The following is a 25,238-nucleotide window of genomic DNA, read 5'->3' as shown; positions in this document are numbered from 1 at the left end:
TTACTTCTGACTTTTTTTACCTTTGTTAAAAACAACTAAACCTATGGAAAAAAAGAATCAGGATTCAGAGCAACAAATAAATATCGAACTTACAGAGGAAATGGCGGAGGGCGTCTATTCAAACCTCGCCATGATTGCCCATTCCAATAGCGAATTTATTCTGGATTTTATCCGCTTAATGCCGGGTATCCCCAAAGCCAAAGTAAAAGCCCGTGTCATCGTCACACCTGAGCATGCCAAACGTCTACTGGAAGCGTTAAAAGACAATATTCGACGGTTTGAGGAAATCAACGGCCCTATCAAACCATCCAATGACGACGATTCTCACTTCAATTTTCCTATTAGTTTTGGAGGTCCCGGCGGTGAAGCATAGCTATTTTTAAACTTTGACCGTTAGTTCAACTATCATCATCAACTCAAAATAAGAATGAAAAAATTTATTGCTCGCCAGGCACTCACGGCGATATGTATGTTTATCAGCTTTGGCTCTTTTGCTCAGGAGGCTCAAAAAGGAGCTTACGATGCACACGTGCTATTTCATCCCCTGTTCAACTTTCAGCCGGGTAGCGAGTATCGGACCGGCAGTGGTGCTCCCGGGCCGAAGTATTGGCAAAATAGGGCAGATTATAAAATCAACGTTTCATTGGATGAAACCGCAGGCAAATTGCAGGGCGACGTAGAAATTACGTACAAGAATAACAGCCCTGAGGATCTTGAATTTATTTGGCTGCAACTGGACCAAAACGCTTTCAGCGATTCGTCGAGAAGCGGAAAAACGACGGCAATTACGGGTGGCCGATTTGGAAATATCGGCTTTATGGGTGGTAATGAAATTACTGCCGTCACGGTGCAACAGGGAAAAGGCAAAGCTGCCTCAGCGATGTACGTGATCAACGATACCCGTATGCAGGTTCGTCTGATGGACCCGCTCAAAGCCAATGGCGAAATTATTAAAATAAAAATCTCCTATTCCTTCAAAATTCCCGAATATGGCTCCGACCGGATGGGAACACTTCAAACCAAGAATGGAATGATTTATGAATTTGCGCAGTGGTATCCACGCGTATGTGTTTTTGATGACATTGAAGGCTGGAACGTACTGCCTTATCTTGGTGCCGGAGAGTTTTACCTCGAATACGGTGATTTTGAATATGCTATTACCGTACCCTGGGACCACATCGTAGTCGGTTCCGGTGAGTTGTTGAATCCGAATGATGTGCTGACCAAAGAACAGATCAATCGGCTCAATCAGGCTGGTAAGAGCGATCAAACTGTGATGATTCGTTCGGCTGAGGAAGTGACCGATGCCGCCACTCGCCCCAAACAATCAGGTACATTAACCTGGCGTTTTCGGTGCCTGCAAGCAAGAGATATTGCCTGGGCTACTTCCAAAGCATTTGTATGGGATGCCGCTCGCATGAACTTACCAAGTGGAAAAACAGCGCTTGCGCAGTCAGTTTATCCTGCCGAAGATGGAGGAGCCAACGGCTGGGGACGTTCCACAGAATATGTAAAAGCATGTATTGAGTTTTATTCAAATTATATTTTTGAATACACATACCCCGTTGCTACTAATGTAGCTGGTATCGTGGGCGGAATGGAATATCCCGGCATTGTTTTTTGCGGGCATGATAGTCGCGGAGAAAGCTTATGGGGAGTTACTGATCACGAATTTGGTCACAACTGGTTCCCGATGATTGTGGGCAATAACGAGCGTAAATACGCCTGGATGGACGAAGGATTTAATACGTTCCTGAACTTCCTTTCTACCGATGCATTCAATAACGGCGAGTACAAGAACAATCAGATGAACGACCTGCACCGGCTGGCTCCGGCTATATTCAGAGAAAAGGCAGATCCGATCATGACGATTCCGGATGTAGTTCAGGCTCGTAATTTAGGTTTCGAGGCTTATTACAAACCTGCCATTGGCCTGAAAATGCTGCGTGAACGTGTATTAGGAAAAGATAGATTTGACTTTGCATTCAGACAGTATGTCAAAAGATGGGCTTTTAAACATCCTACACCTTATGACTTCTTCCGAACCATGGAAGACGCCGCCGGCGAAGATTTGGGTTGGTTCTGGAAAGGCTGGTTTTTTGAAAACTTCAAGCTTGACCAAAGTGTAAAAGATGTTATTTACGTTGAGCAAAATCCGCAGAAAGGATCCGTGATAACAATCGAAAATCTAAATCAATGGGCAATGCCTGCTACCATTGAAATTGAAGAAGCAAATGGCAAGAAAACACGTGTAGAACTGCCCGTGGAGGTGTGGCAGCGCGGCGGAACCTGGACTTTCCGGGCAGAAACACAGCAGCCGGTTCGATCGGTCAAGATAGATCCGGATAATCAACTACCGGATATTAATCCTGCCAATAACAGCTGGAAACCCAGCCGCTATATCGCACCTATCGCAAATTAATTTTTCATTTTCTTTTCAGGCAAACAAAGATGCCGTCTTGTTTGTACTATCAGCTACTGGTAGGGCACGCAGGACGGCATCTTTGTTCTACATAAAATAGTATTTTTTAAAGACTTTTTGCAACTTGTAGCAGTTAGACCGCCCCGAAAATGAAACTGACTTTCCTATTTGTTTTTTTTGTTTTTTGCTCGGTTTGTGCATTGGAATCAATAGCACAAAGTAAGATTTTTGGGTTTCATCTCACCGACAAACGCCGGAGTGTAAAAGTGCCTTTTGAACTCCACGCCAATCTCATTATTGTTCCTGCTCAAATCAATGGCTCCGATACGCTGCGCTTTATATTGGATACAGGAGTGAGTTCTACAATTATCACAGATCCTTCCGTTTCGAGATTTATTAATACAGATTACGTACGAAGTGTGAGACTGGAAGGTGTAGGAAAGGATAGTATCGTTGAAGCTAAAATTAGTATCGGCAATACACTTCGCATCGGTTTTGCCCAAACGTACGATCACAATATGGTCGTTTTACAGGAAGATATTCTCAAACTTTCCGAAATAGTAGGTACTTCCGTCCATGGAATTATTGGCTATGAGCTATTTGAGCGCTTCGTGGTAGCCATAGATTTCCGAAATCGTGAACTTCTCATCAGAACGCCGGGGCAATATAAGTATCGAAAAAGAGACGGACATAAAATCCCGATTCAGGTTGTTGACAAAAAGCCGTATATCGAAGATGTATATATTCGGGAAGTTGAAAAAGAACAGAAAGTGAAGCTTTTGCTGGATACTGGTGCCGGACATGCAGTAATGCTGAATACCTTCGCTAATTCGATAGAAATACCTTTGCCTGAAACCCTAATTGATGTTCAGTTGGGAATTGGTCTCTCGGGTAAAATAAGCGGCTATATGGGCCGGTTAGACGAGGTTCGGATTGGTAGCTATAATTTGACTCAGGTAGTAACCTCCTTTCCGGATAGTGCTTCATTTGGGAGTAAAATACGCTCGGAGGAAGAGCGACAGGGCAATATCGGTGGCGAACTCTTGCGTCGATTCAAAGTAACTATTAACTATCCTGAGCAATTCATTACCATGAAACCCATCAAACGGATGTTAAAAGAAACCTTTGAACATGATATGAGTGGGATGGATTTGAGAGCAAGGGGTGCCAATTTTAACGAATACTATGTTGACCGGATCATTGAAGATTCACCTGCCTTTTATGCAGGTTTACAAAAGGATGATCGGGTTATATTTATCAATAATGTACCCGCCAACACCCTCAGCATGACTGAAATTTACAAATTACTTCAGCGCAAAGAAGGTAAGGAAATAAACATTATCGTGAATCGAAACGGAAAGATTATTTTTACCAGCGTTATTTTGAAGAGAATTATATAAAATACTGATTGTCAGGCTTCAATTAGCATGGCGCCATACGAATAGCCACCGCCAAAAACAGTCACGACAATCCGTTGCCCTTTTTCAAACCGATCAAAATTTTCGGAAAGCGCAATCGCACAACCTGCACAACCGGTATTACCCAGGCGTTGTATATTGGAAAGTAATTTCTCTTCCGGTATCCCCAAAGTCCCGATTACGTTCAGGCTAATCCGATGATTGGCCTGATGCGGAATCAGATAATCAATATCCGAAATTGTCAGCCCGCACGCCTGCAGCACCTGTTGACTTACTTTGGGCATATAGGTACACGCATTTTGGAATACATCCCGCCCGTAGGGCATAATGACGCCGCGCTCGTTTGGGCGTAACACAACGGCCTCAATCGCTTTGCCGCTTGTGGCGGCCCCACCCGTAATTAACTTTCGGATATAAAGATCAGAATCCGTTTGTCGTTCTTTGGAAATAAGCAGCGCCGATGCACCGTCTCCCCATAAATGCCCCGAAATAGTGTCCCGTTCGTTGTAATATGCTGTGTTGTGGTCCGCAACAATAACCAAAGCTTTTGACGCTTTTTTCATGGCAAAATAACCTTCTACCAATTCAATAGCATTAAGAAGCGAAGAGCAGGCCGAAGAAACAGAAACAACCGGAATGTCCGGAATTTCGATATAGTGCTGTACAGCATGAGCAAGGGAGACGATGGTGTCGTAGGGAGTATAAGTTGCGCCAACGATCAGATCTATCTCATTTTTGCTGTACGGGATTGTTTCAAGCAGTGTTTTAACTGCTTCGATTGCCATCGTATTGGTATTTTCACCAGCCGGTGCTTTGCGGCGCTCGCTAATGCCTGTACGTTCTACGATCCATTCGCTGGAAAGGTTGTTTAGTTCTGTAAAATAGTCATTACCAACTATTTCACTTGGCAGGTAATGACTAACTCGATTTATATACATATGCTGAATAAATGCTTTTCAAGAAAATTCGTACGAATTCGTCCGAAAGTTAAATATTTCGTAGAAAGCGTAGTACTGATTATTTGAACAATTTAATAAAATATTTAAATATTTATACTAATTATTGACTTTTGTAAAGAATTTAATTTCCCACCTGTCTATTTTGTAAATAGCGACGCATAGTAGCGTATGAGAAGGTGTTCTTCGTTTCTCCAGTTGTAGTGCTTTTCGACGGCGCTGCGTCCATTTGTTCCCATTTCTTTCGCTTTTACAGGATTTTCAATAAGTTCTATCATGGCGTCTGCGAGCTGTTGAGCATTGTAAGGAGATATACAAAAACCACACCCATGCCGGACGACTACCTGCTGATACAGAGCAAAATCGGAAGTAATGACGGGCAGTTGAAGCGCCATATACTCAAATAGTTTGGTCGTATAGGAATCGGGATAATCGCCCACGGGTTTGAGTAGTGCCAGCCCGGCAGTACAGTGTGCCGCATAGCTCAGGGCAATTCGCTGATCAGTATATCCATAAAAGGTTAAATGAGGTTTTACTTTTTCAAAATCGGCAATTTCATGTAAGGCAGCTGCCGACACCTGAAATGGACCGAAAAGGAGAACCTTAAATTCCGGATACTTCTGCTTTAACAGTGCAAATGCAGCCACTAAGGTGTCAAATGCCCGCTCGATGGAAATCACCCCACTGTAAAAAAAAGTAGGAGCGGAGGATGGATTTGCAAAGGAGGCTTGCGGCAGGCGATCCAGAAAATTAAGCGAGGGGAAATTATGTATGATGGCAGGTTCAAAGGTTAAAGCGCTGTATTCAATTTGGTAGGCATCTTCTGTAAAAATGCAATGAAAATAGCGCCGTGCCAGATGATCAAACAATCGAAAAAAGTACTGAAAAATAGCGGCTTTGTTGTAATGCTTGATACTGAATTTCTTATAAAGATTTTCCTGAATTTCATAGACAACTGTTGCCCCAAGCGCCCTAAATAAAAAAGCAATTGGAATCAGCTCCGGTACAAAAATATGTAGGACAGCGGGCCTGAGTCGCAGGCATTTCCACAAAACAATCGGATGACAGAAGAGTAATCTAAACAGCAAATGCCGATAAAGGGGTAGACGAATTGTGGCAATCGAAGCATCCTCCGACGGAGCTGTTAATAAATTCGGAAGTGCCAGAAAAACCTCGTACTTCTGTGCCAGCGAAGGAGCCGTTTTGTACACAATGCGTGGGTCAGTTGGTGGATGCACCGTACTTAGTAACAACACCCGCTTCTTCATAGCTCAGCACAAATCGCCACACCTGCGGAAGTCCCCAGACGGCTTGCGCCTGCTTCCAGACAGGCAAGTGCCAGCTCGCGGGTACGGATTCCGCCGGAGGCTTTTATTTGCATGGAAGCTGGTAAAATACTTCGCATAAGCCGGATAGTATCAGGCACAGCTCCCTGTGGGGCAAATCCCGTAGAGGTTTTGACGAAGTCGGCCTGCGCTTCCGCACAAATTTCGCAGGCAGTATGTAGCTCAAACGTATCCAAATAAGCCGTTTCAATGATAACTTTAAGTAAGGCACCTTTTGCATGAGTGAGCCGGGCGAGTTGACTGAGTTCTTCCCGCACGCTCAGGTAGGCCATTGATTTAAATTGCGAGAGGTTCATGACCACATCAAGCTCTGTGGCTCCATCGCCCAGGGCGGCTTCGGCTTCAAAATACTTGGTGTCTGAGGTAGAATAGCCCAGCGGAAACCCAATAACTGTGGCAATTTCTATCGGTACAGGACAAAATTCGAGCATTTCTTTGGTATACCGCACGTACGAAGGTGCTACGCAAACGGCCTTAAATGCATAAATCCAGGCTTCCTCACAAAGCTTTCGAATATTTGTTTCGGAAGCAGTTGGTGACAGGAGTGTATGGTCAATAACAGAATTCAGAACTGGTAAAGTTGGAGTGTTCACAACGATGATGAGAAAATGTTTACATACAAAATAAAGAAAAATACCCCGCAAGAACTTGCAGGGTAATCAATTCCGTAGCGTATTGAAAACAGAGCTATTCGGCAGAAGTAGCTTCCTGATCCTGCTCATCTGTTGCCGGTTCTGCGGCTGCAACAGCGATAGTTGTAGCACCAAATGCCTCAGGAAAGTTTTCCGCAATAACATTATACCAGGTAATGATTTTTTTGATGTCCGAAACATAAACCCGCTCCCGGTCAAACTCGGGTAGAACTTCATCCAAAAATTCAATCAAATCTTTATCCGAAGCTTCTTTCAACGAAAGTGCAACCTGCTCGCCATGGATTTCTCTGATTTTTACAAAAACTTCTGCCAAAGGAACTGATTCCTGAGCACCATCGGTAAAAATTGAAACATCTTTCAAAACAGAGACGCGAGCCGTGGGCCCTATCATCGACTTTTCTTTTTTGCCATCGAGGCTTTCTACAATAACCCCGGCCCGGCTAGGCTTCAATATTCGGTACAGGCCACTTTTGCCCGCTACGTTTGCAATTTCTTTTAAAACTTCCATTCCTGATTTTTAATCTTTAACAAGCAATTACTAGTGACTAATTTGTTCCCGTGTACATAAAGTGCCGCAAAGTAACACAAAGTTTACGCAACGGGCAACTTACACGCGTTCAGACCTTACAAACGAATCGTTATAGGTGCGTATTGTTTCCAAAAGGCCTTCCCGGCCTACACCTTCTTCGGCAGAAGTTATAAACGAAACGGGTAATTCTTCCCAGGTTTCCAGGAGTTTTTCCTGATAGCGGGCAATTTGTGCAGGAACTGCACTAGCCTTCATTTTATCGGTTTTTGTAAAAACAATATGAAAAGGTATACCTTCTTCTCCGAGCGATTCCATAAATTCGAGATCAACCCGCTGTGGGTCGTGGCGGCTGTCTACCAATACAAAAATACATTGCAGATTTGGCCGATAGCGAAGATATTCATAGATCATACGCTCCCATTTATCCCGCTCACTTTTGCTTACTTTGGCGTAGCCGTATCCCGGCAAATCGACTAGATACCAGGAAGAATTGATCAAAAAATGGTTGATTAACTGCGTTTTTCCCGGATGTTGAGAGGTTTTTGCCAAAGCCTTCCGTTGGGTAAGCATATTGATCAGCGAGGATTTCCCTACGTTGGAGCGCCCGATAAACGCATACTCGGGGAGTTCCGGAGCCGGGCATTGCCGATAGTCGGCATTGCTCATTATATATTTTGCTTCCTGTATTATCATGGCTGTTTGTTCATCAAAAATTAGCCTGTAAAGATACGGCTTTTTATTCTAACCGCTGGTAGCGCGGATTTGGCACGCAGGTATTCAAGTTGGCGTTGAGCCAATAATTTTTTCCATAATTTTTATATCTTTAAAAAATCAGGTACGTTTCTTGATGATAGAAATCAGGAAACAATCAAACGCGAAACGAAAACGGATTCGGTTTGCGTTATGTAGATAGATTTCTGTTGGACTACTAAATCAAACACAATGACAATGTTTAAGAAAGTTGCCGTACTAAGTGGATTGCTATTTTTGACCATGGCTACGGTTTGGGCAGATGGCAAAGATAAAAAGGCCAAAGCAGACGAAAGCACAGGTATACAGTTTACGGAAGCTGCCTGGGCAGCTATTGTAAAAAAAGCCAAAGCCGAAAATAAGATCATTTTTCTGGATGCCTATGCGAGCTGGTGCGGCCCTTGTAAGTTGCTGCAAAAGAATGTGTTTACCCGCTCGGACGTGGGTGAGGTGTTCAACAAGAATTTTATCAATGTCAAGGTAGATATGGAACGCGGCGAAGGCCCACAGTTGGCACGTCTGTTTCCATTGGAAGCGTATCCAACGCTCTTTTTTATTGAGCCAAGTGGAAAAATCGTGAAAAAGGTTATTGGCTATCAATCTCCCGAAGCACTTATTTCTATTGGAAAAAGCGTCGTAAAAGATATTTAAACTTCCGGTAGTTTTTATAAATTTATTTCAGCGAAATGGGCTTTTGTCATGTAGTGGCAAAAGCCCATTTTTTATTCAAAAACAGCCTTTACAGCGTCACTTACTCTGAACAGGTCGCTTTCTGATAAGTTGGAACCCGAGGGCAGACACAGGCCGTTGGCAAAAAGCTGCTCAGAAACTGTGTCGCCAAAGTAGGGGCAGGCAGCAAAAACCGGTTGTAAATGCATCGGTTTCCATAGGGGCCGTGATTCTATATTTTCTCTTTCCAGTGCTACCCGTACTTCTTCACGGGTAATACCGTCAGCTTTATCTGAATCAAGAGTAAAACAACTCAACCAGCGATTGGAAAAGCTCCCTTTGCTTTCCGGCTGAAAAGTCAGGCCGGGAAGATCTCCGAGCGTACGCTGATAGTGCAAGAAGTTGGCTCGTCTTTGACGGACACGTTCATCAAGTACCATCAGCTGTCCGCGACCTATTCCTGCACAAACATTACTAATCCGGTAGTTGTAGCCTACCTGCGAATGTTGGTAGTGAGGGGCGGCATCCCGGGCTTGTGTAGCCAAAAAACGTGCCTTTGCAATGGGTGATTCCTGCGCTGCCAACAGAGCTCCGCCGCCCGAGGTAGTAATGATCTTGTTTCCATTAAAAGACAAAATGGAGAATGTCCCGAAACTACCGAGTTTCTGACCGTCGTAGCTGCTACCGAGTGCTTCGGCGGCATCTTCAATGAAGGGTACGTCGTATTTTTCACAGAGCGCCAGGGTCTCTTGCAGCTTTGCAGGCATGCCATAGAGATGCACCCCAATCACCGCTTTGGGTTTAGTGCCTCGGTTGGTATAAAATTTCAGTGCTTTTTCGAGCGCTTCGGGGCAAATATTCCAGGTGTCAGGTTCACTATCAATAAAAACGGGTGTGGCACCCTGATACATTATGGGGTTTGCGGAGGCCGAAAAGGTGAAGGTTTGGCACAAGACAAAATCTCCCTGCGAAACTCCCAGCAAGATCAGCGAAAGGTGCAAGGCCGCCGTGCCTGACGACAACGCCGCTACGTGCGAGCTGCCGGTATATGCGGCGAGCTCCTGTTCAAAAGCATCTACGTGAGGGCCAAGCGGGGCAATCCAGTTGCTGTCAAAAGCTTCCTGCACATACCTAAGTTCATGGCCGCTCATGTGCGGAGAAGAAAGCCAGATTTTTTCGGGATTAGGGGTCACTATACAATCAAAATCAAAGAGTACGAAAAGATTTTCTGTTAATGATTCGGGCCGGATTTCCACGGACAATAGCACCGTCGGGAATCGAGGTAGTCACTACGCTGCCGGAAGCAATCAGGCAGCGTGAGCCTATGGTCAGATTTGGGGCAATAACGCTTCCCGCACCGATCAGCGTGTGGGCACCTACCGATACTGACCCACACAAGGTAACGCCGGGTGCAAGATGGACAAAATCGCCGATCACGCAATCATGGTCTACGGTGGCGGCGGTGTTGAGAATGACGTGCCGACCCAGCCGGGCATCTGCCTGCACAATTGCTCCGTGCATAACGACCGTTCCTTCACTAATCTGAGCGCTGGTATCAATCTGAGCCGACGGATGAACGGCTGTTCCGAACGAATGCCTGATCTGCCCCGAAAGCTGCCTGCGAATGGTATTATTGCCAATAGCAATGATCATGGGTTCGTTAGGTAGAAAATCGGCCCGATAACTACCCACAACTGGTATCGAATGGATTTCTTTTTTTTCAGGATCATCGTCAAAAATACCTGTAACTTCCTGATTCATAGCTTTCAGGATAGACAAAATAACCTTTGCATGACCGCTCGCACCGTATAAAAGCATACTGATCCAGGGGGAAGTGTGAGATAATTAGCTGCTAATTTGAACCCGTAAATTTCTCCATCGTAACTGCCGTAGCCGAACTGATTCCTTCGCGGCGAAGTACTTTCTGGAAAGTCAAAAATACAATTTTCACGTCCAACGCCATGGAAAGATTTTCTACGTACCAAACATCCAGCCGAAATTTAGTATCCCAATCCAGCGTATTGCGTCCGTTGACTTGTGCCCAACCCGTAATGCCCGGCCTTACGAGGTGCCGTCGCCGTTGTTGCTCCGAATAAAGCGGCAAATACTCGACCAATAGCGGTCGGGGACCAATCAGACTCATGTCGCCCCAAAGTACATTCCAAAGTTGAGGAAGTTCGTCGAGGGACGTTTTTCGGATCCATTTTCCTACGGGCGTGAGTCGTTCAGCATCGGGCAGCAGCTCCCCCGAAGATGTGCGGCGGTCGTTCATGGTTTTGAATTTTAGAAGGGTAAAAATTGCTCCATGCTTTCCCGGGCGAGGCTGCCTGAAAAAGGGCGTACCCCGATTGGAAAGAGCCAAAAAAAGAGCAAGCCCAGCCAGCAAAGGAAATAGAATAATCAATCCCACGAAGGCCGCCAAGAAATCAATGAGGCGTTTTCCCACGCGTTTGTACATAAGTATTTGAGCAAAATTAAATTATGTTTAAAAATGTCATAAAGTGCTGATTTGCAATGATATAGATCCTGATGGCTAATAACCTGATTCCTAATGGCTACTTAGTAGAATCAAGCAATTAAAACTAGAAAGTGTCAACGTTAGGCCAGTTCCTGAAAAGGAACGTTTACCCGGATCTGAGTACCTTTCCCATCCTCCGAAAGGATTGATAAAGTACCATTTAAATCTTCTACCCGGGCTTTCAGGTTGACCGATCCCATACCGCTTTCCTGATTATCGGAATGGAACCCAACGCCATTATCACTAATAATGAGCCAAAGTTGGTTATTTTCTTTGGAAATACTTATCCACGCATCCGAGGCCTGTGCATGTTTTATGATGTTGTTGATCAGTTCCAGCGCAATAATATACAGTTGGTATTCAAGTGATTCCGGGAATCGTAAGCCCGACAAGCGGGTAATCAGGTGAAAATTGGTCCGGTTTGTCTGATTGTTTTCTAGCATATTCATTAGCCGGCACAGAGCCGCTTCCAGCCCGTTTTTTTCCAGCTCAGCGGGTAGCATGCTGTGTGAAATGAGCCGTATGTCTGTGTAAATATCACCGCTCAGATCAAAAATGCGGTTAAAGATTTTGGTGTTTTGTGTAGTCAGGGTTTGCTTATCAATCGACTCAATATTCCAGCGCAGGGCTGTTACTTTGGTGTTAAGATTGTCGTGTAATTCCGACGCAACTCGCTTTCTTTCAATGGATTGTCCTTTATGCAAAGCTTCCTGAATTTCCTTGTTTTTTCTCGAAAGTTCGGTGTTCTTGGACTTTAATTGTTTATTACTCCACCCGATAAGCCCCAAAATACCTATGCCACCTAACAACACAAAAAACAGCGCAGCCTGCCTTTCCCGAAGTTTATCATTTTCCAGGGTAGCAATTCGCAAAGCGTTTTTTTCTTCTTTTTTCTCAAACTCACTCATCATAGTAGCATTGGCAATTTTTTCCAGTGCATCGTTATTAATCAAACTGTCCGAGTGATTTTTAAATTGCCGGAAGTGAATCAGCGCTTTTTCCGGCTGTCGCAACTGCTCGTAGGCATCTGCCAGGTAGGAATGAAAGCTCGCTAATTCCAGATGGAAATTGCCCAGCTCGCCATATTCCTGCAAGCTATTAATTCCTCTTTCTGCATGGAAAATGGTCTTTTTGTATAATTTTTTTGCAAGATAAATCTCCGCATACAATCCTTCAATGAAGTAATCAATGGCTTCTTCGTAGCCGGACCGATGAAAATACAGGGAATCGGCCGTTTTGCAATACGCCAACGCCTGATCGTATTTTCCAAGTTTTGCCAGCGCGTGCGCTACCTTGGCTTTTGCCCGGGCCGGCGACTGATCCTGAAAAGCATTCAGAACTTTTTCCTGTTGCGAATACATGGCAAGTGCGTGCTTGTATTGTTTTTTTTCCATGTATAAATCCCCCAAAATGGCCAATGCAAAAGCCTTTAATCGCGGATCGTGCAGGGTTTCAGCAAGTTTCAGCGTTTTGTTGCCATAGTTAATCGTCATCGCGTCTTCACCAATCGCCTGATACGAACTCGCCAGATTGCCGTAAACCGCCCGAAGCTGAACGGGATTATTGAGCGGTTCCAGGAGCTTTTGGGCTTTCAGGTAATAGTCAATTCCGTTGATGTAATTGCCACTTTGGGCAGCCCTGCCGCCCATATCCACGTAGACACTTCCAATTCCTTGCGCATTTTTTGTTTTTTCAAAAATTGTCAGCGCTTTTTTCATCAGCGGGTCTACTTGTTTCTCATATTTTAAAGAGCCCGAATAAATCTGCGCCCGCCGAAAGTATGCCCACGCCTGTAAGTCCTGATCGTTGGTTCGAGCCGCCAGTCTATCTACCGTATCCAACTGCGCATAAGCCTCTTCCAGGCTTGTACTGTAAGCCATTTCGGTACGTACCCACGCAAGCCGCGCGTCTCCTTCGATTCGGGTAAGGTCTAGTTTGACAGCAAGTTGGTAACTTTGAATTGCATATAATTTGGATAAAGAATCCTGGCCTTCAATAAAATACGCTTTCCCTAGTTCCAGGAGCGTGGCTGCTTTTTGAGAACCGTTCTGAACGGCCAAAATTTGAAGAAGTGAATCAGACGACTGACCCAACGTATGGTAAGAATAGCACAGCAAAAAGAAGATAAAGGCTGGTAAAGTACGCATCATAAAACGGGCCTTGGGTTGACGTAGGCAATTGAGATTTATAAAATACGGTTACTTATATTTCTACCAAATCTCAATCTATACATAAATGGTTGATTGACAAAATGATTGCCCAGGGAACTAACCAAAAAAGCGTAAGTCGGCTGACCTACGCTTTTTGAGTTTTTAATTCTATATTTCTTTTTCCTCTACATAATTGATGGAAAACGCTGCGGAGCGCTTTCGTGCATAAGCGAGTAAACGGTGTCGTAAACATCGTCGATGTTTGGTTTGGAAAAATAATCTCCGTCAGAGCCATACGCAGGCCGATGCGCTTTGGCAGCAATAGTCAGCGGGGGAGAGTCGAGCCACCGATAGGCATTTTGCCCTTCAAGTACCTGCTGCATCATAAAGGCAGACGCACCGCCGGGAAAGTCTTCGTCGGCAAAAATAACCCGATTGGTTTTTTGAATTGATTCTACAATTCGATGGGAAAGATCAAAGGGTAAAAGAGTTTGAATATCAATTACCTCTACGTCGATACCTGCGTCGGAAAGCTGAGCGGCGGCTTCCATCACAATCCGGCACATAGAGCCGTAGGTAACCACCGTCACGTCGGTTCCTTCCCGCAGGAGGTCAGGTTGGCCGAGTGGCACACAATAATCCCCCAGATTTGCTGGTAGTTTTTCTTTCAGACGGTACGCATTCAGCGGTTCCACCACGAGTGCCGGGTCGTCGCCCTGCATCAACGTATTGTAAAGCCCGGCGGCTTGTGTAAAATTGCGGGGAACCGCAATGTGCAGCCCACGGAGACTTCCCAGCATAGCGCCCATCGGTGAGCCCGAATGCCAGATTCCCTCCAGCCGGTGCCCTCTTGTCCGAATAATCAGCGGCGCTTTTTGTCCGCCTGCGGTGCGGTAGCGCAGCGTAGCAAGGTCGTCGGTGAGGGTTGCGAGGGTATAAAATACGTAGTCAAAATATTGAATTTCGACAATAGGCCGCAGCCCCCGCATTGCCATACCGATACCCTGTCCAATGATGGTAGTTTCACGAATACCGGTATCCGTAATCCGGATTTCGCCGTATTTTTCCTGCAACCCGGCCATTCCCTGATTCACATCCCCAATATGTCCGACATCTTCACCCAACGCAAGCACGCGAGGGTCGCGGTCAAAAAGAATATCAAAATACGACCGAATCACCTCCCGCCCGTCTATCATTGGGCTATCTTCTTCAAATGCTGGCGCGATGGGTTTTACATGCAAGGGCGATTCTTCCGATTCGCTGTATAGATGTGAATTGTAGCGGTTTGCGTTCAGGGCAAATTGTTCCCGCAACCATTCCTGAAGCTGCGTCCGCACCGGACTATTTTCATGAGAAAGTATACGAAGTACTTTACGAACCGCCCCGACAGCATCCCGCCGAATAGGCGAATAGACTTTCTCTAAATCGGCCAGAATAGCCTTAACTTCCTGGGCTGCCTCCGTAGTTTCTTCGGAAGCTTTTTGAAGTAGTTCTTTGGCAGTCTGTACATCCTGATCAATCGGTTGACGGAAGGCTTTCCAGGCCAGGTTTCGGGCGTTTCGGGCAACTTCTTTGGCCTGAGTTTCGATTTCTTCCAGTTCCTCTTCCGTAGCGTAGCCGTTTTCCAGAATCCAGTCTTTAAATCTCAGATTACAGTCATGCTCCGCTTCCCATTGCAGCCGCTCCGCACCCTTGTAGCGCTCATGCGAGCCCGACGACGAATGTCCCTGCGGCTGTGTGAGTTCCTGCACGTGTACAAGCACAGGCACGTGCGCGTTGCGGCAGATGGCAGCCGCTTTTTGGTAGGTTTCTACAAGGGCCGGATAGTCCCAGCCTTTGACCGTCAATATCTCCACTCCTTCTTCATCAGCGTTGCGCTGAAGCCCGGCCATTGCTTTTGAGATACTGCTTTTGGTGGTCTGATATTCAATAGGAACGGAAATACCGTAGCCGTCGTCCCAAACGGACATCAGCAGCGGTACCTGCAGCACGCCAGCGGCATTCATGGTTTCCCAAAACATGCCCTGTGAGGTAGAGGCGTCGCCAATTGTGGCAAAAACAATTTCGTTTCCTTTATCCGAAAAAGTCGTCAGGTATTGAATATCAGGATTTGTTCTGAATAATTTGGAAGCGTACGCAAGGCCTACCGAGCGGGGAATCTGCCCGGCGGTAGGCGAAATATCACAGACCGAATTATAGAGTTTTGTCTGATCGCGCCAGCTGCCATCGGCTTCAAGCCAACGGGTGGCGTAGTGGCCGTTCATGGAGCGCCCTCCCGTGTGCGGCTCGTGTTCGAGGTCGGCGTGGGCGTAAATTTGGGCAAAAAACTGTTGCCAGGTGAGGTTGCCCAAAGCCGCTTCAATGGTTTGATCGCGGTAGTAGCCCGAGCGGAAATCGCCCCGCTGAAAGCTACGGGCCAAAGCCACCTGCACCACTTCCTTGCCATCTCCAAAAATACCGAATTTAGCCCTTCCGCCCATCACATCCTTCCGGCCCAACAGGCTCACCTGCCGGCTTTCGCAGGCAAGGCGGTAGTCCGAAAGCACCTGATGCGTGCTAAATACACTATTCTCGGATAAGGTCTCGTTTAAAAGCATAGCATTATGGTAATACCCCCAGGGCGATGAATATAGCGTTAAATTACGTTTTTAAACGTTTTACGTCAAAATTAAAATAAAAAAATTCTCCTTTCAAAAAAACGATTTCTTATGTTACTTTGTTGAAGAAGCGTCGTATACACAAAGTTTGGCAATACTTTTGCTTTAATTCCTAACGTTGTCATAGCAAACAAATTATTCACAATTAAATTTCGAGAGTATCATGAAAAAGATTTTTTCTGTATTAGTAATCCTGTTGTCAGTCGCTTCTGTGAGCTTTGCTCAGAAAGGCGTCATGAAGTTCAAAGAAGAGACGCACAACTTTGGTAAAATCGCACAAGGCAAGCCTGTTACTACGGAGTTTACCTTCACAAACACCGGCACGCAGCCAATCGTGATTTCCAACGTGAGCGCTTCCTGCGGCTGTACGACTCCCGAATATACCAAAGCGCCCGTGTTGCCCAAGCAGACCGGCACCATCAAAGCGACTTACAACGCTGCCGCTATGGGAGCTTTCAATAAATCTATCACGGTGTTTAGCAACGCCGAGTCGCCAAGCCTGACGCTCTTTTTGAAAGGGGAGGTTGTGACCAAAGAAGCGGCGGCCAAGCCTTCTACTCAGAAATAAGTAGTCAGATAAGGTACTGACCAAAAAATACTAAGGCGCTTTCCTGTTCGGTACAGGGAAGCGCTTTTTTTGTGAGGGGATAGCTATCAGCCTGATTGAAGTAACGTCGCTAATACTGTTCGATTGCATTTCTCAAAACTTCTAAAATTCTTTTACGCAGTGATTCCGGTTCCACTACAACGGCATCATCGCCAAGTTCCAGAATGCGGGTAGTCAGTTCACGGTTGATGTAAATTTTCCATGAAAAATAAATCCAATTTTCATCTTCTACATTACCTACCTCAAAAGCTGCTTTTTCATATAAAACAGCTGAGGTGAGTAACTTTCAGAATTCTGTCCTACGGAAGATTCTGGTTAAGACGTAGCGTAGCAATTAGCGTCATGAAAGGAGAACCTTAGTTCATCAAATCCGGTATATGTTGAAGATAAAGTACCGGGTTTTCTCCATCAAAGAATTTAATAGATTCAAAATCAATAAATTATACTAATTGATTTACCCTACCTCAAAACCCGCTTTGATCGTAGAAAGAGCGGCGGCGGGTGAGTTTGAGATCCTGTTGCAATTAGGATTTATTATTTTCAGTTTCAATTATGTAATTGATTTGCTTTTCCAGCTCAGGAAGGATATCCTCAATGACTGCCCAAACAGCCCACAAGTCAACGCCAATATAATCGTGAATTAACTTATCTCTCATTCCAGCGATTTTTTTCCATTCGATTTTTGGATATTTCAATCTGAAATCTGAATCAAGATGTTTGGTTGCCTCACCAATTATCTCAAAATTTCGGATTACTGCATCCTGAACCAGGCTATTTTCCAAAAAGCCTGGTTCATCAAATCCGACTGTATATTGTTTGATTTTAGTGATACATTCAAGTATATGTTGAAGATAAAGTACCGGGTTTTTCTCCATCAAAGAATTTGAATTAGATCTTTTTGAATGTATGGCAACAATCGTTCGCTCACGGATCGCCGGGTAATCAGGTCTACTTTAATTTTTAATAGCTCGGTCAGTTCCTGTTCCAGGCCAATTAGATCCAAAAGATTTACTCTTGTGTCAAATTCAATAAGCAAGTCGAGGTCACTGCCAGCTTTTTGCTCATTTCGGGCATACGAACCAAAAACCCCAACCATTTTCGGGTTTAGTTTGGCTACCACATCGCAGATGAGCTTTTGTTGTTGAGATGTTATCATACTCAAAAATAGCACATTATTTTTTTATTTTCGTCTGCTTTACCCTACCTCAAAACCCGCTTTGATCGTAGAAAGAGCGGCGGCGGGTGAGTTTGAGATCCTGTAAAATGGAGGATTTCGCTTTGAGCGTGAAGGAGTAGTTGCTTGCCCGAAACTGACTGCCGGCAAAGGGTGTCCAGTTGAAGGACATGTCCCAGCAGTGCAGGTCGCGGTAGAGCGACACCGTGGTGATGGAAGGGCTCAGGGCTACAAAGTCAAAACCGGTATTCAAGCTGATTTTCCACTTGGGCGTCAGGCTCAGGTCACCGGTGGCGCTAACGGTTTGGATGAGGGAGGCTTTTTGTAAACCAAATCGGCTGAGTCCGAAGTTGTAATTGAGGGAGATATTCCAGGGAATATTAAAATCTACATACAGATCGGGATTGCGGTCAATAAATTCGAGTTGTTCTTCCGTGGCGGTGGTGTTGGCAGGCTTGGTGGTTTGTTCAGTACTTTTCTTTTTTGGGTTAAAACTCGTACTCAGCGCAACGTTCATGTTTTGCAGCCGTGCCAGTCCCTGCCCGCGACTGATGGCAAACTCATTGATTTTGAGACCAGCCGTATTGCTCGCACTGCGTGGATCGGCAATGTAGGCATATGGATCGAGCGTCATGTTGAAGTTCATGTTCAGGTTTTGCCCCACGCGCGCATTGGCGTTGATCGAAATGTTGGAGAGATTCAGTGAGTCAGCCATGAGGTTGTAGCTACCGCCAAAACTCAGGTTGTCCAGCAGCGAAACTTTTTCAAATTGCTGATTGGCAGTATCGCTTTTGGACCGCAGCTTCATTTCAAAAGAGTTATTTAGACTATATGAAATAACTCCCGAAGCGCGCCCGTCGCTCGACGTAAAGCTGTTGCCAATGCCTCGGTAGCGCGACAAAAAGCGTGAATCGCCCAGTTCATTGATTTGAATTCGCTGATAAAACCCAAAATTATCTCCCGAAAAATCAGGCGTATAGCTAAACGAAATAGACGGAATTACGGTGTGGCGAATGGCTTCGAGTCGTTTCCCCTGAATCTGAAACGTTCCGTAAAAACGGGTGTTCATGCCCGCACCAAACGAATAGCTATATTCGGAGCCTACTTTGTTCAGCGTATCAATCTGCACCCGATTATCACCCAAATAGCGGTAATTGTATTGTTTGGTAAAAACCTCGCCCTGCAACGAAAGGCTTGGGGTAAAATTGACGAAGCGCAGCAGTTTGAAGTTTGGCAACGAAATCGGCAGCGAATATCGGCCCGTAAACTGCGCATCGCGCAGCAAAGCCGGGAGGTTGTTGAGGTCAAATGGCAGAATGGTTTCGCCACCCACGCGCGAGGTATCAATGGCGTTCACAACCACAAAGCCCAGGCGCGAGAAAGACGTATCAATGGCCGAGAGTGAGTTGTTGACGCTGTAATTTCCGTTAAAATCGAGACCAAGACGGAAACTCTCGTACCACCGACCCCGGCCGCCGTTAAGGGCAAAGGGCGCAATTTGATTGATACCAAAGTTAAACTGCGTCGAAACATCCGTTTTGCCATTTTCCCGCCGCCCGCTAGCTGTATTGACCTGCCCAAAGTTTTGATTGACCCGGAGACTCGCCCCGGCCCGTGCGTACTGCCCAAAGGTACGGTTGTACTGCACCGACGAACTGGCGACGTTTGAAATATAGCGCTGATTGTCGAGTGCATTAAACTGATTGAAGCTATTGCTCGTCACGTTTACATTGGCCGAAAAATTGGAATTTCCCCGCGGAACGGGTGAGTGCGACCAAATCACGCTGAAATCGTTTCGGCCCGGACGGTTCAGGAGCTTGTCGAGCTCGTCGCCGGAACGGTTTCTATTGAAGCGCAGGGCCACATTTCCGTTGTAGCGGTAGCGCTTGGTATACACCGAGCTTACGCCCAAACCCCAGCTTCCGGTGGAGTAGATCTGCCCGGTGACGCTGGCGTTGAAGTATTCACTAACGGCAAAATAGTAGCCGCCATCCCGCAAAAAGAAACCCCGACCGTTGGGTTCTTCGCCGTAGGCCGGAAACAGAATACCCGAAGTGCCCGTTTCTTTTTTCTTGGGAAAAGGGAAAAAACCAAACGGCAAACCTACGGGCAAAGGCACATCGGCAATGACGAGATTGAACGGTCCCGAAACTACCTGCTTGTTGTCAATCAGTTTGATTTTTGGCGCATTGATAAAAAAATGCGGGTGTGTCAGATTACAGGTGGTGTAAATAGAACCGCGAATGTAGAGATTGCCTTCGTCGTCTTTCTTGACTTTATCTCCCCGGATATTACCCTCGCCCTGCTGCGTGACGACCCCCCGGATGAATCCTTTCTTGGTTTTATAGTTGTAGCGTAGTTCACGGGTATTGTAGCTTTCAGGGCCATCCTGAAAAATGGGTTCGCCTATGGTTTTTTTGGCAGTGGAGTCATAGCGGCCTTCGGCAAAAATCTCGTTGGTTGTCCAGTCAATTCGGATATAGGCGGCTTTAAGCTGGATAGTACCATATTTTACCTCAGCATCGCCGTACAAATGCACCTGCCGTTTTTCTACATCCGTAATCGTTGAGTCTTCGGAGTGGTATTCTACCGTCGATTGGAGGTCACTTGTACTAGACAGCGAATCTGTCGTAGTGGAGTCGGTAGTTACGCGCAGGCCACTTCTACGAATGCCCGTCGTGTCAGTAGCCGGAAGAGTATCTGTTGGCAAAGCCAATCGCGGCACCACAGCCGTATCGGCGGGCGTTTTCGCATCCGTTTTTTTATCTTTACGAAACAGGCTGCCGCTCCGGCCCGATTGTTGCTGAGCAAAGACAGGTTCAGTAAGCAGGAAAACCCACAAACACAGCCATATACTAAACCGTATATTTTTCAGTTGTAACAAATAGAGTATTTTTGCAAATTAGGATGTCAAAATTAGTGGAGAAACCACTAAGGAGTAACGCACGAACCAAAAAATAATGTTAAAAGTTCTTAAAATCGTAGGTGCAGCGGGGTGTTTGGTACTGAGTCTGGCATTTGCTTTTCGAAATGAACCCCCGTTGGAGAACGACCCGAACAAAGTGGATGTGGTCGTAATTGACGCTGGTCATGGAGGGCACGACAGCGGTACGCGTGGCCGTGTAGCCCGGGAGTCGCGCACGACGCTGAAAATAGCGTTGGCGTTGGGTAAAAAAATTAAGGAAGAAATGCCTGACGTACGAGTACTTTACACCCGTACGTCCGATGTATTTGTAGAACTTGACGAGCGCTCAGCTTTTGCCAATCGCAACAAAGCCGATTTGTTCATTTCCATTCACTGCAATTCCAGCCCAGGTTCCAGCAAGGCCCTCGGTACCGAAACCTACGTAATGGGGCTTCATAAAACAGAGGGAAATCTGGAAGTAGCTAAAAGAGAGAATTCGGTTATTTTAAAAGAAAAAGATTACCAGGAAAAATACAAAGGATTTGACCCTACTTCCCCGCTTGCGCATATCATGCTGGCCAATTATCAAAGTGCGTTTTTATCAAGCAGTCTTCGTTTTGCCGATCATGTGGAGCGGCAGTTCAAATCAATTTCTCAACGCAGAAGCCGGGGCGTAAAACAAGCCGGGTTTATTGTTCTGTGGCGGACAACGATGCCGAGCGTATTGGTAGAAACAGGTTTTTTGAGTAATCCTACCGAAGAAGGCTACCTGAATTCAACAAAAGGACAGGATGAAGTAGCGGAGGCGGTTTTTGGCGCATTTAAACAATACCGTAGAGAGATGGAACGATAATGACCGTATTTTCGTAACGAAAATAGATTTTATTACCCTACGGACTACATTTCATGAAAATTTCCCGAGAGCTGAAAGTTGGAATATTATCCATGGTTACAATTGCCATGCTCTACTTTGGCTTTAATTTCCTCAAAGGTTCCGACCTTTTTTCCCGTACCTATACCTATTACGTTGTTTATGACAATGTAGATGGTCTTACGTCGTCTAATCCCGTATTGCTCAATGGTTTATCCGTTGGAAGAGTACAAGCTATCAGGATTTTGCAAGATAGAAATAATCAATTGCTCGTGGCACTTGATATTCAAAAGAGCATAGTCCTGCGACAGCAAAGCAGTGCAGTACTTGCCGATGGCGGTTTGCTGGGAGGTAAAATTATTCGCCTCGAAATAAGTCCAACCGGCGCTATTTTGGAGGAAGGTGATACACTCGTAGCAACCAAAGAAGCAGGGATTTCGGCACTACTGCAAGAGAAAGCGCTGCCTGTGCTTACGCATGCTGATTCATTGGTTAGGTCGCTTAATGCTGTAACAACTGGTTTCAAAGAAACGGGCGAGATTCTTAATCAGGTACTTCGCAATTATGACCAAACCGGTCTGGCACTTCGGGGTACGCTCGAACAAAATCAAAAAAGTCTGGCTACGCTGACGGCCAATCTCAGTAAGCTTTCGACTTCTTTGGTTGAAACCGAAAAAGAAATAAAACCGCTGCTGACCAAAGCAGGAACCTTCGCCGATTCACTAAATGCGCTGCGTTTGGGAGAAACCGTAGCCGGGGCCAATCAGATGGTTGGGCAACTGCAACAGTTACTGCAAACCGTCAATACAGGGCAGGGGACAGCCGGGAAACTCATCAACGATGATCAGCTATACAACAATCTGAATTACTCGCTGATTAGCCTCAATCAATTGCTGGCGAATTTTCGGGAGCATCCCAAACGTTACGTAAATGTGTCGGTGTTTGGTAAAAAAGATAAAGGCCCCGCCGAATCTCCAATTGATACTACGCTGGAATTTAAGAAATAGCTACTCACAGGAGTAGCACTTTTCCTCTCGAATCCATTATTTTCTGTTAAAAAGTCGTTTGCCATGGTGCGGACGACTTTTTATTTTTGGGTATAAGCCATTATATTCAAGCTACACTTCATCGTTACTTACTTTATGACAAATACTGAATCGCTGAAAAATTTACTGCTGGACCTTCATCAGCGTTTTGCTACCGTGCTGCTAGGCGGTGGCATAAAAAAAATCGAAAGTCAACACCGCAAAGGCAAACTAACCGCGCGTGAGCGAATAAATTATCTGCTCGACTCTCCCACAGGTTTTCTGGAAATCGGTGCTTTTGCGGGCGACGAAATGTATGCTGCCGAGGGCGGATGCCCGTCGGGGGGCGTGGTCGCTGGCATTGGTCGTGTAGCGGGGCGGTTGTGCATGATAGTGGCCAACGACGCGACCGTCAAAGCCGGAGCGTGGTTTCCGATTACGGCCAAAAAGAATCTGAGAGCGCAGGAAATTGCCTTAGAAAACCGCCTGCCTACTATTTATCTGGTAGATTCTGCGGGTGTGTATCTTCCCTTGCAGGCCGAAGTTTTTGCCGATAAAGAACACTTTGGACGCATTTTTCGGAACAATGCGCAAATGTCGGCTCTCGGCATTCCGCAAATTGCCGCAATCATGGGCAGTTGTGTGGCGGGGGGCGCATATCTGCCTATTATGTCCGACGAAGCCCTGATTGTGGAGGGAACGGGCTCTGTTTTTCTGGCGGGTCCTTATTTGGTCAAATCGTCGGTAGGTGAGGAGGTCGATGCCGAAACGCTGGGCGGCGCCCGCATGCACTGCGAAATTTCGGGGGTGACTGATAACAAATATCCGGACGATCGCAGTTGTCTTGATGCCATTCGGCGGTCAATAGATAAATTGGGTGAGCCCGATAAAGCCGGATTTAACCGTGCAGAAGCCCGCGACCCCGGACGTCAGCCAGATGAATTGCTGGAAATTTTACCTGCGGATCGGTTCAAGCCTTACGATATGCAGCAGTTGCTGGCATGTATCGTGGATGCTGACAGTATGGATGAATATAAACTTGACTACGGAAGAACGCTCCTGTGTACCTATGCGCGGGTAGATGGCTGGGCCGTAGGGATTGTGGCCAATCAGCGAAAAATGGTCAAATCGGGCAAAGGTGAAATGCAAATGGGTGGGGTTATTTATGGAGAGTCAGCCGACAAAGCAGCACGATTCATCATGAATTGCAACCAGAAAAAAATTCCTTTGGTGTTTTTTCAGGATGTAACGGGTTTTATGGTGGGCAGCCGGGCTGAGCAGGGAGGTATTATTAAAGATGGCGCCAAGATGGTTAATGCGGTAGCCAACTCAGTTGTGCCAAAATTTACGTTTATAGTAGGCAACTCCTACGGTGCCGGCAACTACGCCATGTGTGGCAAGGCGTACGACCCCCGGCTGATATATGCCTGGCCCACTGCTCAAATGGCCGTCATGAGTGGGGCTTCTGCCGCTAAAACACTGGTGCAAATTGAAACCGCTTCTTTGAAAGCAAAGGGTGAGCAGATTACAGAAGAAGCAGAACAGGAGCTATTGAAAGAAATAACCGACCGCTACAACCAACAGCTTTCACCCTACTACGCCGCGGCCCGATTGTGGGTCGATGGTGTCATTGACCCACGAGAAACCCGCCGGATCATCTCTACCGGAATAGCTGCGGCCAATCAGGCACCAATTACCAAACAGTTTAATGTAGGAGCAATTCAGGTATAAAGATGGTTATTCAAAACTTTTTATACGTGGGGATTTTTTGCCTGTGGTAAATTCTTCGATTGCTTCTCAAAAAAGCAATTTTTGGTTACACTTGGGGTCTAAATATCCCAAAACCATACCTGGTATGATGTTTTAATTTTTCTGATGTATGGAACGGGCTCTATTAACAAAAGCATCTTCCCTCATGTGAAGTAGATTGGTGAGGATAGAAGGTTCAGAATCAGGCTCAAAGAGCTTTTCAGAACAAGTGGAGTTGGCATGTGTAGTGGAGGGTAAACGTTCCTGTTTAGTTTTTAAATTAAAATTTCTTTCAGGTATGAAAAAGACAATTTTGATAGCAGCTTTTGTAGTTGCTGGCCTGGGCGTAAGTGCTCAAACAACAAGTCCGACGCAGAGTCCGACAACAAATCCGACTCAAAGTCCAACACAGACACAGTCACAGAATATGAATGTGGGTCGGGATTATTCAAGTACGACATTTGATCAGGTTCCGCAAGGTTTGCGAACCTCATTCGGTCAAACGTATTCTTCTGTTTCTGATGCAAAGTGGGAACGAAACAACGCTGGGTACCGCACTTCTTTTCAGCAGGATGGACGCGACGTTTCTATTCGGTATGACTTGCAAGGTAAGGAACAGGAAATGCGCAGAGGTATTGAGATGAATGCCCTTCCGGCTTCGGTTAGAAGTTCGTTGAAAGGTCAGGAGGCCAACTATCCGTATGAGGTAAAGGTAGGAAATCAAACCTTTTATTCTACGCAGGTAGGAGGAAAAGAAATGTATTTTGATAAGAGCGGAAAATCTGTTCAGCCCCCAAAAATTGACTAAGATTTTTGTATAAAAAAAGCTCCGAAATGTT

The 25,238-nt window shown here is 45.8% G+C and carries 22 protein-coding genes and 1 pseudogene; 9 read left to right on the top strand and 14 right to left on the bottom strand.

Going from position 1 to position 25,238, the window contains the following annotated elements; all coding sequences use genetic code 11:
• The first annotated feature begins 43 nt into the window (after window positions 1-43).
• The 3 genes from EZE20_RS15190 (at window position 44) to EZE20_RS15180 (ending at window position 3,822) form a co-directional block, all read left to right on the top strand.
• Window positions 44-373, top strand: coding sequence for a DUF3467 domain-containing protein (locus EZE20_RS15190; RefSeq protein WP_132119158.1), 330 nt, complete (start codon window positions 44-46; stop codon window positions 371-373).
• 96 nt (window positions 374-469) lie between these two features.
• Entirely contained in the window at window positions 470-2,422 is a 1,953-nt protein-coding gene (locus tag EZE20_RS15185) for a M1 family metallopeptidase (protein ID WP_394345651.1), read from the top strand.
• Between the two features lie 149 nt (window positions 2,423-2,571).
• Complete coding sequence (locus EZE20_RS15180; RefSeq protein ID WP_132119154.1) at window positions 2,572-3,822, top strand: aspartyl protease family protein; 1,251 nt, start codon at window positions 2,572-2,574, stop codon at window positions 3,820-3,822.
• A gap of 11 nt (window positions 3,823-3,833) precedes the next feature.
• On the opposite strand, the gene EZE20_RS15175 is transcribed toward EZE20_RS15180, so the two are convergent.
• The 5 genes from EZE20_RS15175 to yihA all read right to left on the bottom strand — a co-directional run bounded on the left by EZE20_RS15175 (window position 3,834) and on the right by yihA (window position 8,017).
• Entirely contained in the window at window positions 3,834-4,778 is a 945-nt protein-coding gene (locus EZE20_RS15175; protein WP_132119152.1) for a 3-oxoacyl-ACP synthase III family protein, read from the bottom strand.
• 158 nt (window positions 4,779-4,936) lie between these two features.
• Window positions 4,937-6,064: a glycosyltransferase gene (locus tag EZE20_RS15170; RefSeq protein WP_132119150.1), complete on the bottom strand. Its 1,128-nt coding sequence runs from the start codon at window positions 6,062-6,064 to the stop codon at window positions 4,937-4,939.
• Entirely contained in the window at window positions 6,061-6,735 is a 675-nt protein-coding gene (gene deoC / locus EZE20_RS15165; protein ID WP_132119148.1) for a deoxyribose-phosphate aldolase, read from the bottom strand. The genes EZE20_RS15170 and deoC overlap by 4 nt, the downstream gene beginning before the upstream one ends.
• Window positions 6,736-6,829: 94 nt before the next feature.
• Entirely contained in the window at window positions 6,830-7,303 is a 474-nt protein-coding gene (locus EZE20_RS15160; RefSeq protein ID WP_132119146.1) for a DUF5606 family protein, read from the bottom strand.
• 99 nt (window positions 7,304-7,402) lie between these two features.
• Window positions 7,403-8,017: a ribosome biogenesis GTP-binding protein YihA/YsxC gene (yihA, locus tag EZE20_RS15155; protein WP_132119144.1), complete on the bottom strand. Its 615-nt coding sequence runs from the start codon at window positions 8,015-8,017 to the stop codon at window positions 7,403-7,405.
• Between the two features lie 300 nt (window positions 8,018-8,317).
• Here yihA and EZE20_RS15150 point away from each other — a divergent pair, with 300 nt between their 5' ends.
• Complete coding sequence (locus EZE20_RS15150) at window positions 8,318-8,725, top strand: thioredoxin family protein (protein ID WP_228713803.1); 408 nt, start codon at window positions 8,318-8,320, stop codon at window positions 8,723-8,725.
• Between the two features lie 71 nt (window positions 8,726-8,796).
• On the opposite strand, the gene EZE20_RS15145 is transcribed toward EZE20_RS15150, so the two are convergent.
• From EZE20_RS15145 to EZE20_RS15125, 5 genes are all read right to left on the bottom strand, one after another.
• Window positions 8,797-9,894 (bottom strand): DegT/DnrJ/EryC1/StrS family aminotransferase, encoded by a 1,098-nt coding sequence (locus EZE20_RS15145; protein ID WP_132119507.1) that lies wholly within the window; start codon window positions 9,892-9,894, stop codon window positions 8,797-8,799.
• 55 nt (window positions 9,895-9,949) lie between these two features.
• Window positions 9,950-10,561, bottom strand: a complete 612-nt coding sequence (locus EZE20_RS15140; protein WP_132119140.1) for an acetyltransferase — start codon at window positions 10,559-10,561, stop codon at window positions 9,950-9,952.
• A gap of 34 nt (window positions 10,562-10,595) precedes the next feature.
• On the bottom strand, window positions 10,596-11,201 hold the full coding sequence (locus tag EZE20_RS15135) for a sugar transferase (RefSeq protein WP_132119138.1): 606 nt from the start codon (window positions 11,199-11,201) through the stop codon (window positions 10,596-10,598).
• Between the two features lie 140 nt (window positions 11,202-11,341).
• The gene (locus EZE20_RS15130; protein WP_132119136.1) at window positions 11,342-13,411 is read right to left on the bottom strand and encodes a tetratricopeptide repeat-containing sensor histidine kinase; all 2,070 of its coding nucleotides are present in this window, start codon (window positions 13,409-13,411) and stop codon (window positions 11,342-11,344) included.
• A 185-nt stretch (window positions 13,412-13,596) separates the two neighbouring features.
• Entirely contained in the window at window positions 13,597-16,008 is a 2,412-nt protein-coding gene (locus EZE20_RS15125) for an alpha-ketoacid dehydrogenase subunit alpha/beta (RefSeq protein ID WP_132119134.1), read from the bottom strand.
• 223 nt (window positions 16,009-16,231) lie between these two features.
• Here EZE20_RS15125 and EZE20_RS15120 point away from each other — a divergent pair, with 223 nt between their 5' ends.
• The gene (locus EZE20_RS15120; RefSeq protein ID WP_132119132.1) at window positions 16,232-16,636 is read left to right on the top strand and encodes a DUF1573 domain-containing protein; all 405 of its coding nucleotides are present in this window, start codon (window positions 16,232-16,234) and stop codon (window positions 16,634-16,636) included.
• Between the two features lie 109 nt (window positions 16,637-16,745).
• Here EZE20_RS15120 and EZE20_RS24640 read toward each other — a convergent pair.
• The 4 genes and pseudogenes from EZE20_RS24640 to EZE20_RS15100 form a co-directional block, all read right to left on the bottom strand.
• Window positions 16,746-16,925, bottom strand: a pseudogene (locus tag EZE20_RS24640) (hypothetical protein); the annotation flags it as partial.
• A 274-nt stretch (window positions 16,926-17,199) separates the two neighbouring features.
• The gene (locus EZE20_RS15110; protein WP_132119503.1) at window positions 17,200-17,550 is read right to left on the bottom strand and encodes a HepT-like ribonuclease domain-containing protein; all 351 of its coding nucleotides are present in this window, start codon (window positions 17,548-17,550) and stop codon (window positions 17,200-17,202) included.
• Window positions 17,550-17,831, bottom strand: a complete 282-nt coding sequence (locus EZE20_RS15105) for a nucleotidyltransferase family protein (protein ID WP_132119130.1) — start codon at window positions 17,829-17,831, stop codon at window positions 17,550-17,552. Before EZE20_RS15105 ends, EZE20_RS15110 begins: the two co-directional genes overlap by 1 nt.
• Before the next feature lie 49 nt (window positions 17,832-17,880).
• Window positions 17,881-20,733 (bottom strand): putative LPS assembly protein LptD, encoded by a 2,853-nt coding sequence (locus tag EZE20_RS15100; RefSeq protein WP_132119128.1) that lies wholly within the window; start codon window positions 20,731-20,733, stop codon window positions 17,881-17,883.
• A 76-nt stretch (window positions 20,734-20,809) separates the two neighbouring features.
• Here EZE20_RS15100 and EZE20_RS15095 point away from each other — a divergent pair, with 76 nt between their 5' ends.
• From EZE20_RS15095 to EZE20_RS15080, 4 genes are all read left to right on the top strand, one after another.
• Entirely contained in the window at window positions 20,810-21,607 is a 798-nt protein-coding gene (locus tag EZE20_RS15095) for an N-acetylmuramoyl-L-alanine amidase family protein (protein ID WP_132119126.1), read from the top strand.
• 53 nt (window positions 21,608-21,660) lie between these two features.
• Window positions 21,661-22,632 (top strand): MlaD family protein, encoded by a 972-nt coding sequence (locus EZE20_RS15090; protein ID WP_132119124.1) that lies wholly within the window; start codon window positions 21,661-21,663, stop codon window positions 22,630-22,632.
• A gap of 135 nt (window positions 22,633-22,767) precedes the next feature.
• Entirely contained in the window at window positions 22,768-24,381 is a 1,614-nt protein-coding gene (locus tag EZE20_RS15085) for an acyl-CoA carboxylase subunit beta (RefSeq protein WP_132119122.1), read from the top strand.
• Window positions 24,382-24,697: 316 nt separating this feature from the next.
• Window positions 24,698-25,207, top strand: a complete 510-nt coding sequence (locus tag EZE20_RS15080; protein ID WP_132119120.1) for a hypothetical protein — start codon at window positions 24,698-24,700, stop codon at window positions 25,205-25,207.
• The last annotated feature ends 31 nt before the right edge of the window (window positions 25,208-25,238 follow it).

The organism is Arundinibacter roseus (genome assembly GCF_004348825.1).
GTDB classification, from domain to species: domain Bacteria; phylum Bacteroidota; class Bacteroidia; order Cytophagales; family Spirosomataceae; genus Arundinibacter; species Arundinibacter roseus.
Note: the sequence above shows the minus strand (reverse complement) of the source record. Positions and strands in the feature narration are given on the sequence as shown.

Coding starts and splice junctions, on each gene's coding strand:
- EZE20_RS15190 (WP_132119158.1), top strand. CDS start 44: ATGGAAAAAAAGAATCAGGATTCAGAGCAACAAATAAATATCGAACTT.
- EZE20_RS15185 (WP_394345651.1), top strand. CDS start 470: ATGTTTATCAGCTTTGGCTCTTTTGCTCAGGAGGCTCAAAAAGGAGCT.
- EZE20_RS15180 (WP_132119154.1), top strand. CDS start 2,572: ATGAAACTGACTTTCCTATTTGTTTTTTTTGTTTTTTGCTCGGTTTGT.
- EZE20_RS15175 (WP_132119152.1), bottom strand. CDS start 4,778: ATGTATATAAATCGAGTTAGTCATTACCTGCCAAGTGAAATAGTTGGT.
- EZE20_RS15170 (WP_132119150.1), bottom strand. CDS start 6,064: ATGAAGAAGCGGGTGTTGTTACTAAGTACGGTGCATCCACCAACTGAC.
- EZE20_RS15160 (WP_132119146.1), bottom strand. CDS start 7,303: ATGGAAGTTTTAAAAGAAATTGCAAACGTAGCGGGCAAAAGTGGCCTG.
- yihA (WP_132119144.1), bottom strand. CDS start 8,017: ATGATAATACAGGAAGCAAAATATATAATGAGCAATGCCGACTATCGG.
- EZE20_RS15150 (WP_228713803.1), top strand. CDS start 8,318: ATGGCTACGGTTTGGGCAGATGGCAAAGATAAAAAGGCCAAAGCAGAC.
- EZE20_RS15145 (WP_132119507.1), bottom strand. CDS start 9,894: ATGAGCGGCCATGAACTTAGGTATGTGCAGGAAGCTTTTGACAGCAAC.
- EZE20_RS15140 (WP_132119140.1), bottom strand. CDS start 10,561: ATGCTTTTATACGGTGCGAGCGGTCATGCAAAGGTTATTTTGTCTATC.
- EZE20_RS15135 (WP_132119138.1), bottom strand. CDS start 11,201: ATGTACAAACGCGTGGGAAAACGCCTCATTGATTTCTTGGCGGCCTTC.
- EZE20_RS15130 (WP_132119136.1), bottom strand. CDS start 13,411: ATGATGCGTACTTTACCAGCCTTTATCTTCTTTTTGCTGTGCTATTCT.
- EZE20_RS15125 (WP_132119134.1), bottom strand. CDS start 16,008: ATGCTTTTAAACGAGACCTTATCCGAGAATAGTGTATTTAGCACGCAT.
- EZE20_RS15120 (WP_132119132.1), top strand. CDS start 16,232: ATGAAAAAGATTTTTTCTGTATTAGTAATCCTGTTGTCAGTCGCTTCT.
- EZE20_RS15110 (WP_132119503.1), bottom strand. CDS start 17,550: ATGGAGAAAAACCCGGTACTTTATCTTCAACATATACTTGAATGTATC.
- EZE20_RS15105 (WP_132119130.1), bottom strand. CDS start 17,831: ATGATAACATCTCAACAACAAAAGCTCATCTGCGATGTGGTAGCCAAA.
- EZE20_RS15095 (WP_132119126.1), top strand. CDS start 20,810: ATGTTAAAAGTTCTTAAAATCGTAGGTGCAGCGGGGTGTTTGGTACTG.
- EZE20_RS15090 (WP_132119124.1), top strand. CDS start 21,661: ATGAAAATTTCCCGAGAGCTGAAAGTTGGAATATTATCCATGGTTACA.
- EZE20_RS15085 (WP_132119122.1), top strand. CDS start 22,768: ATGACAAATACTGAATCGCTGAAAAATTTACTGCTGGACCTTCATCAG.
- EZE20_RS15080 (WP_132119120.1), top strand. CDS start 24,698: ATGAAAAAGACAATTTTGATAGCAGCTTTTGTAGTTGCTGGCCTGGGC.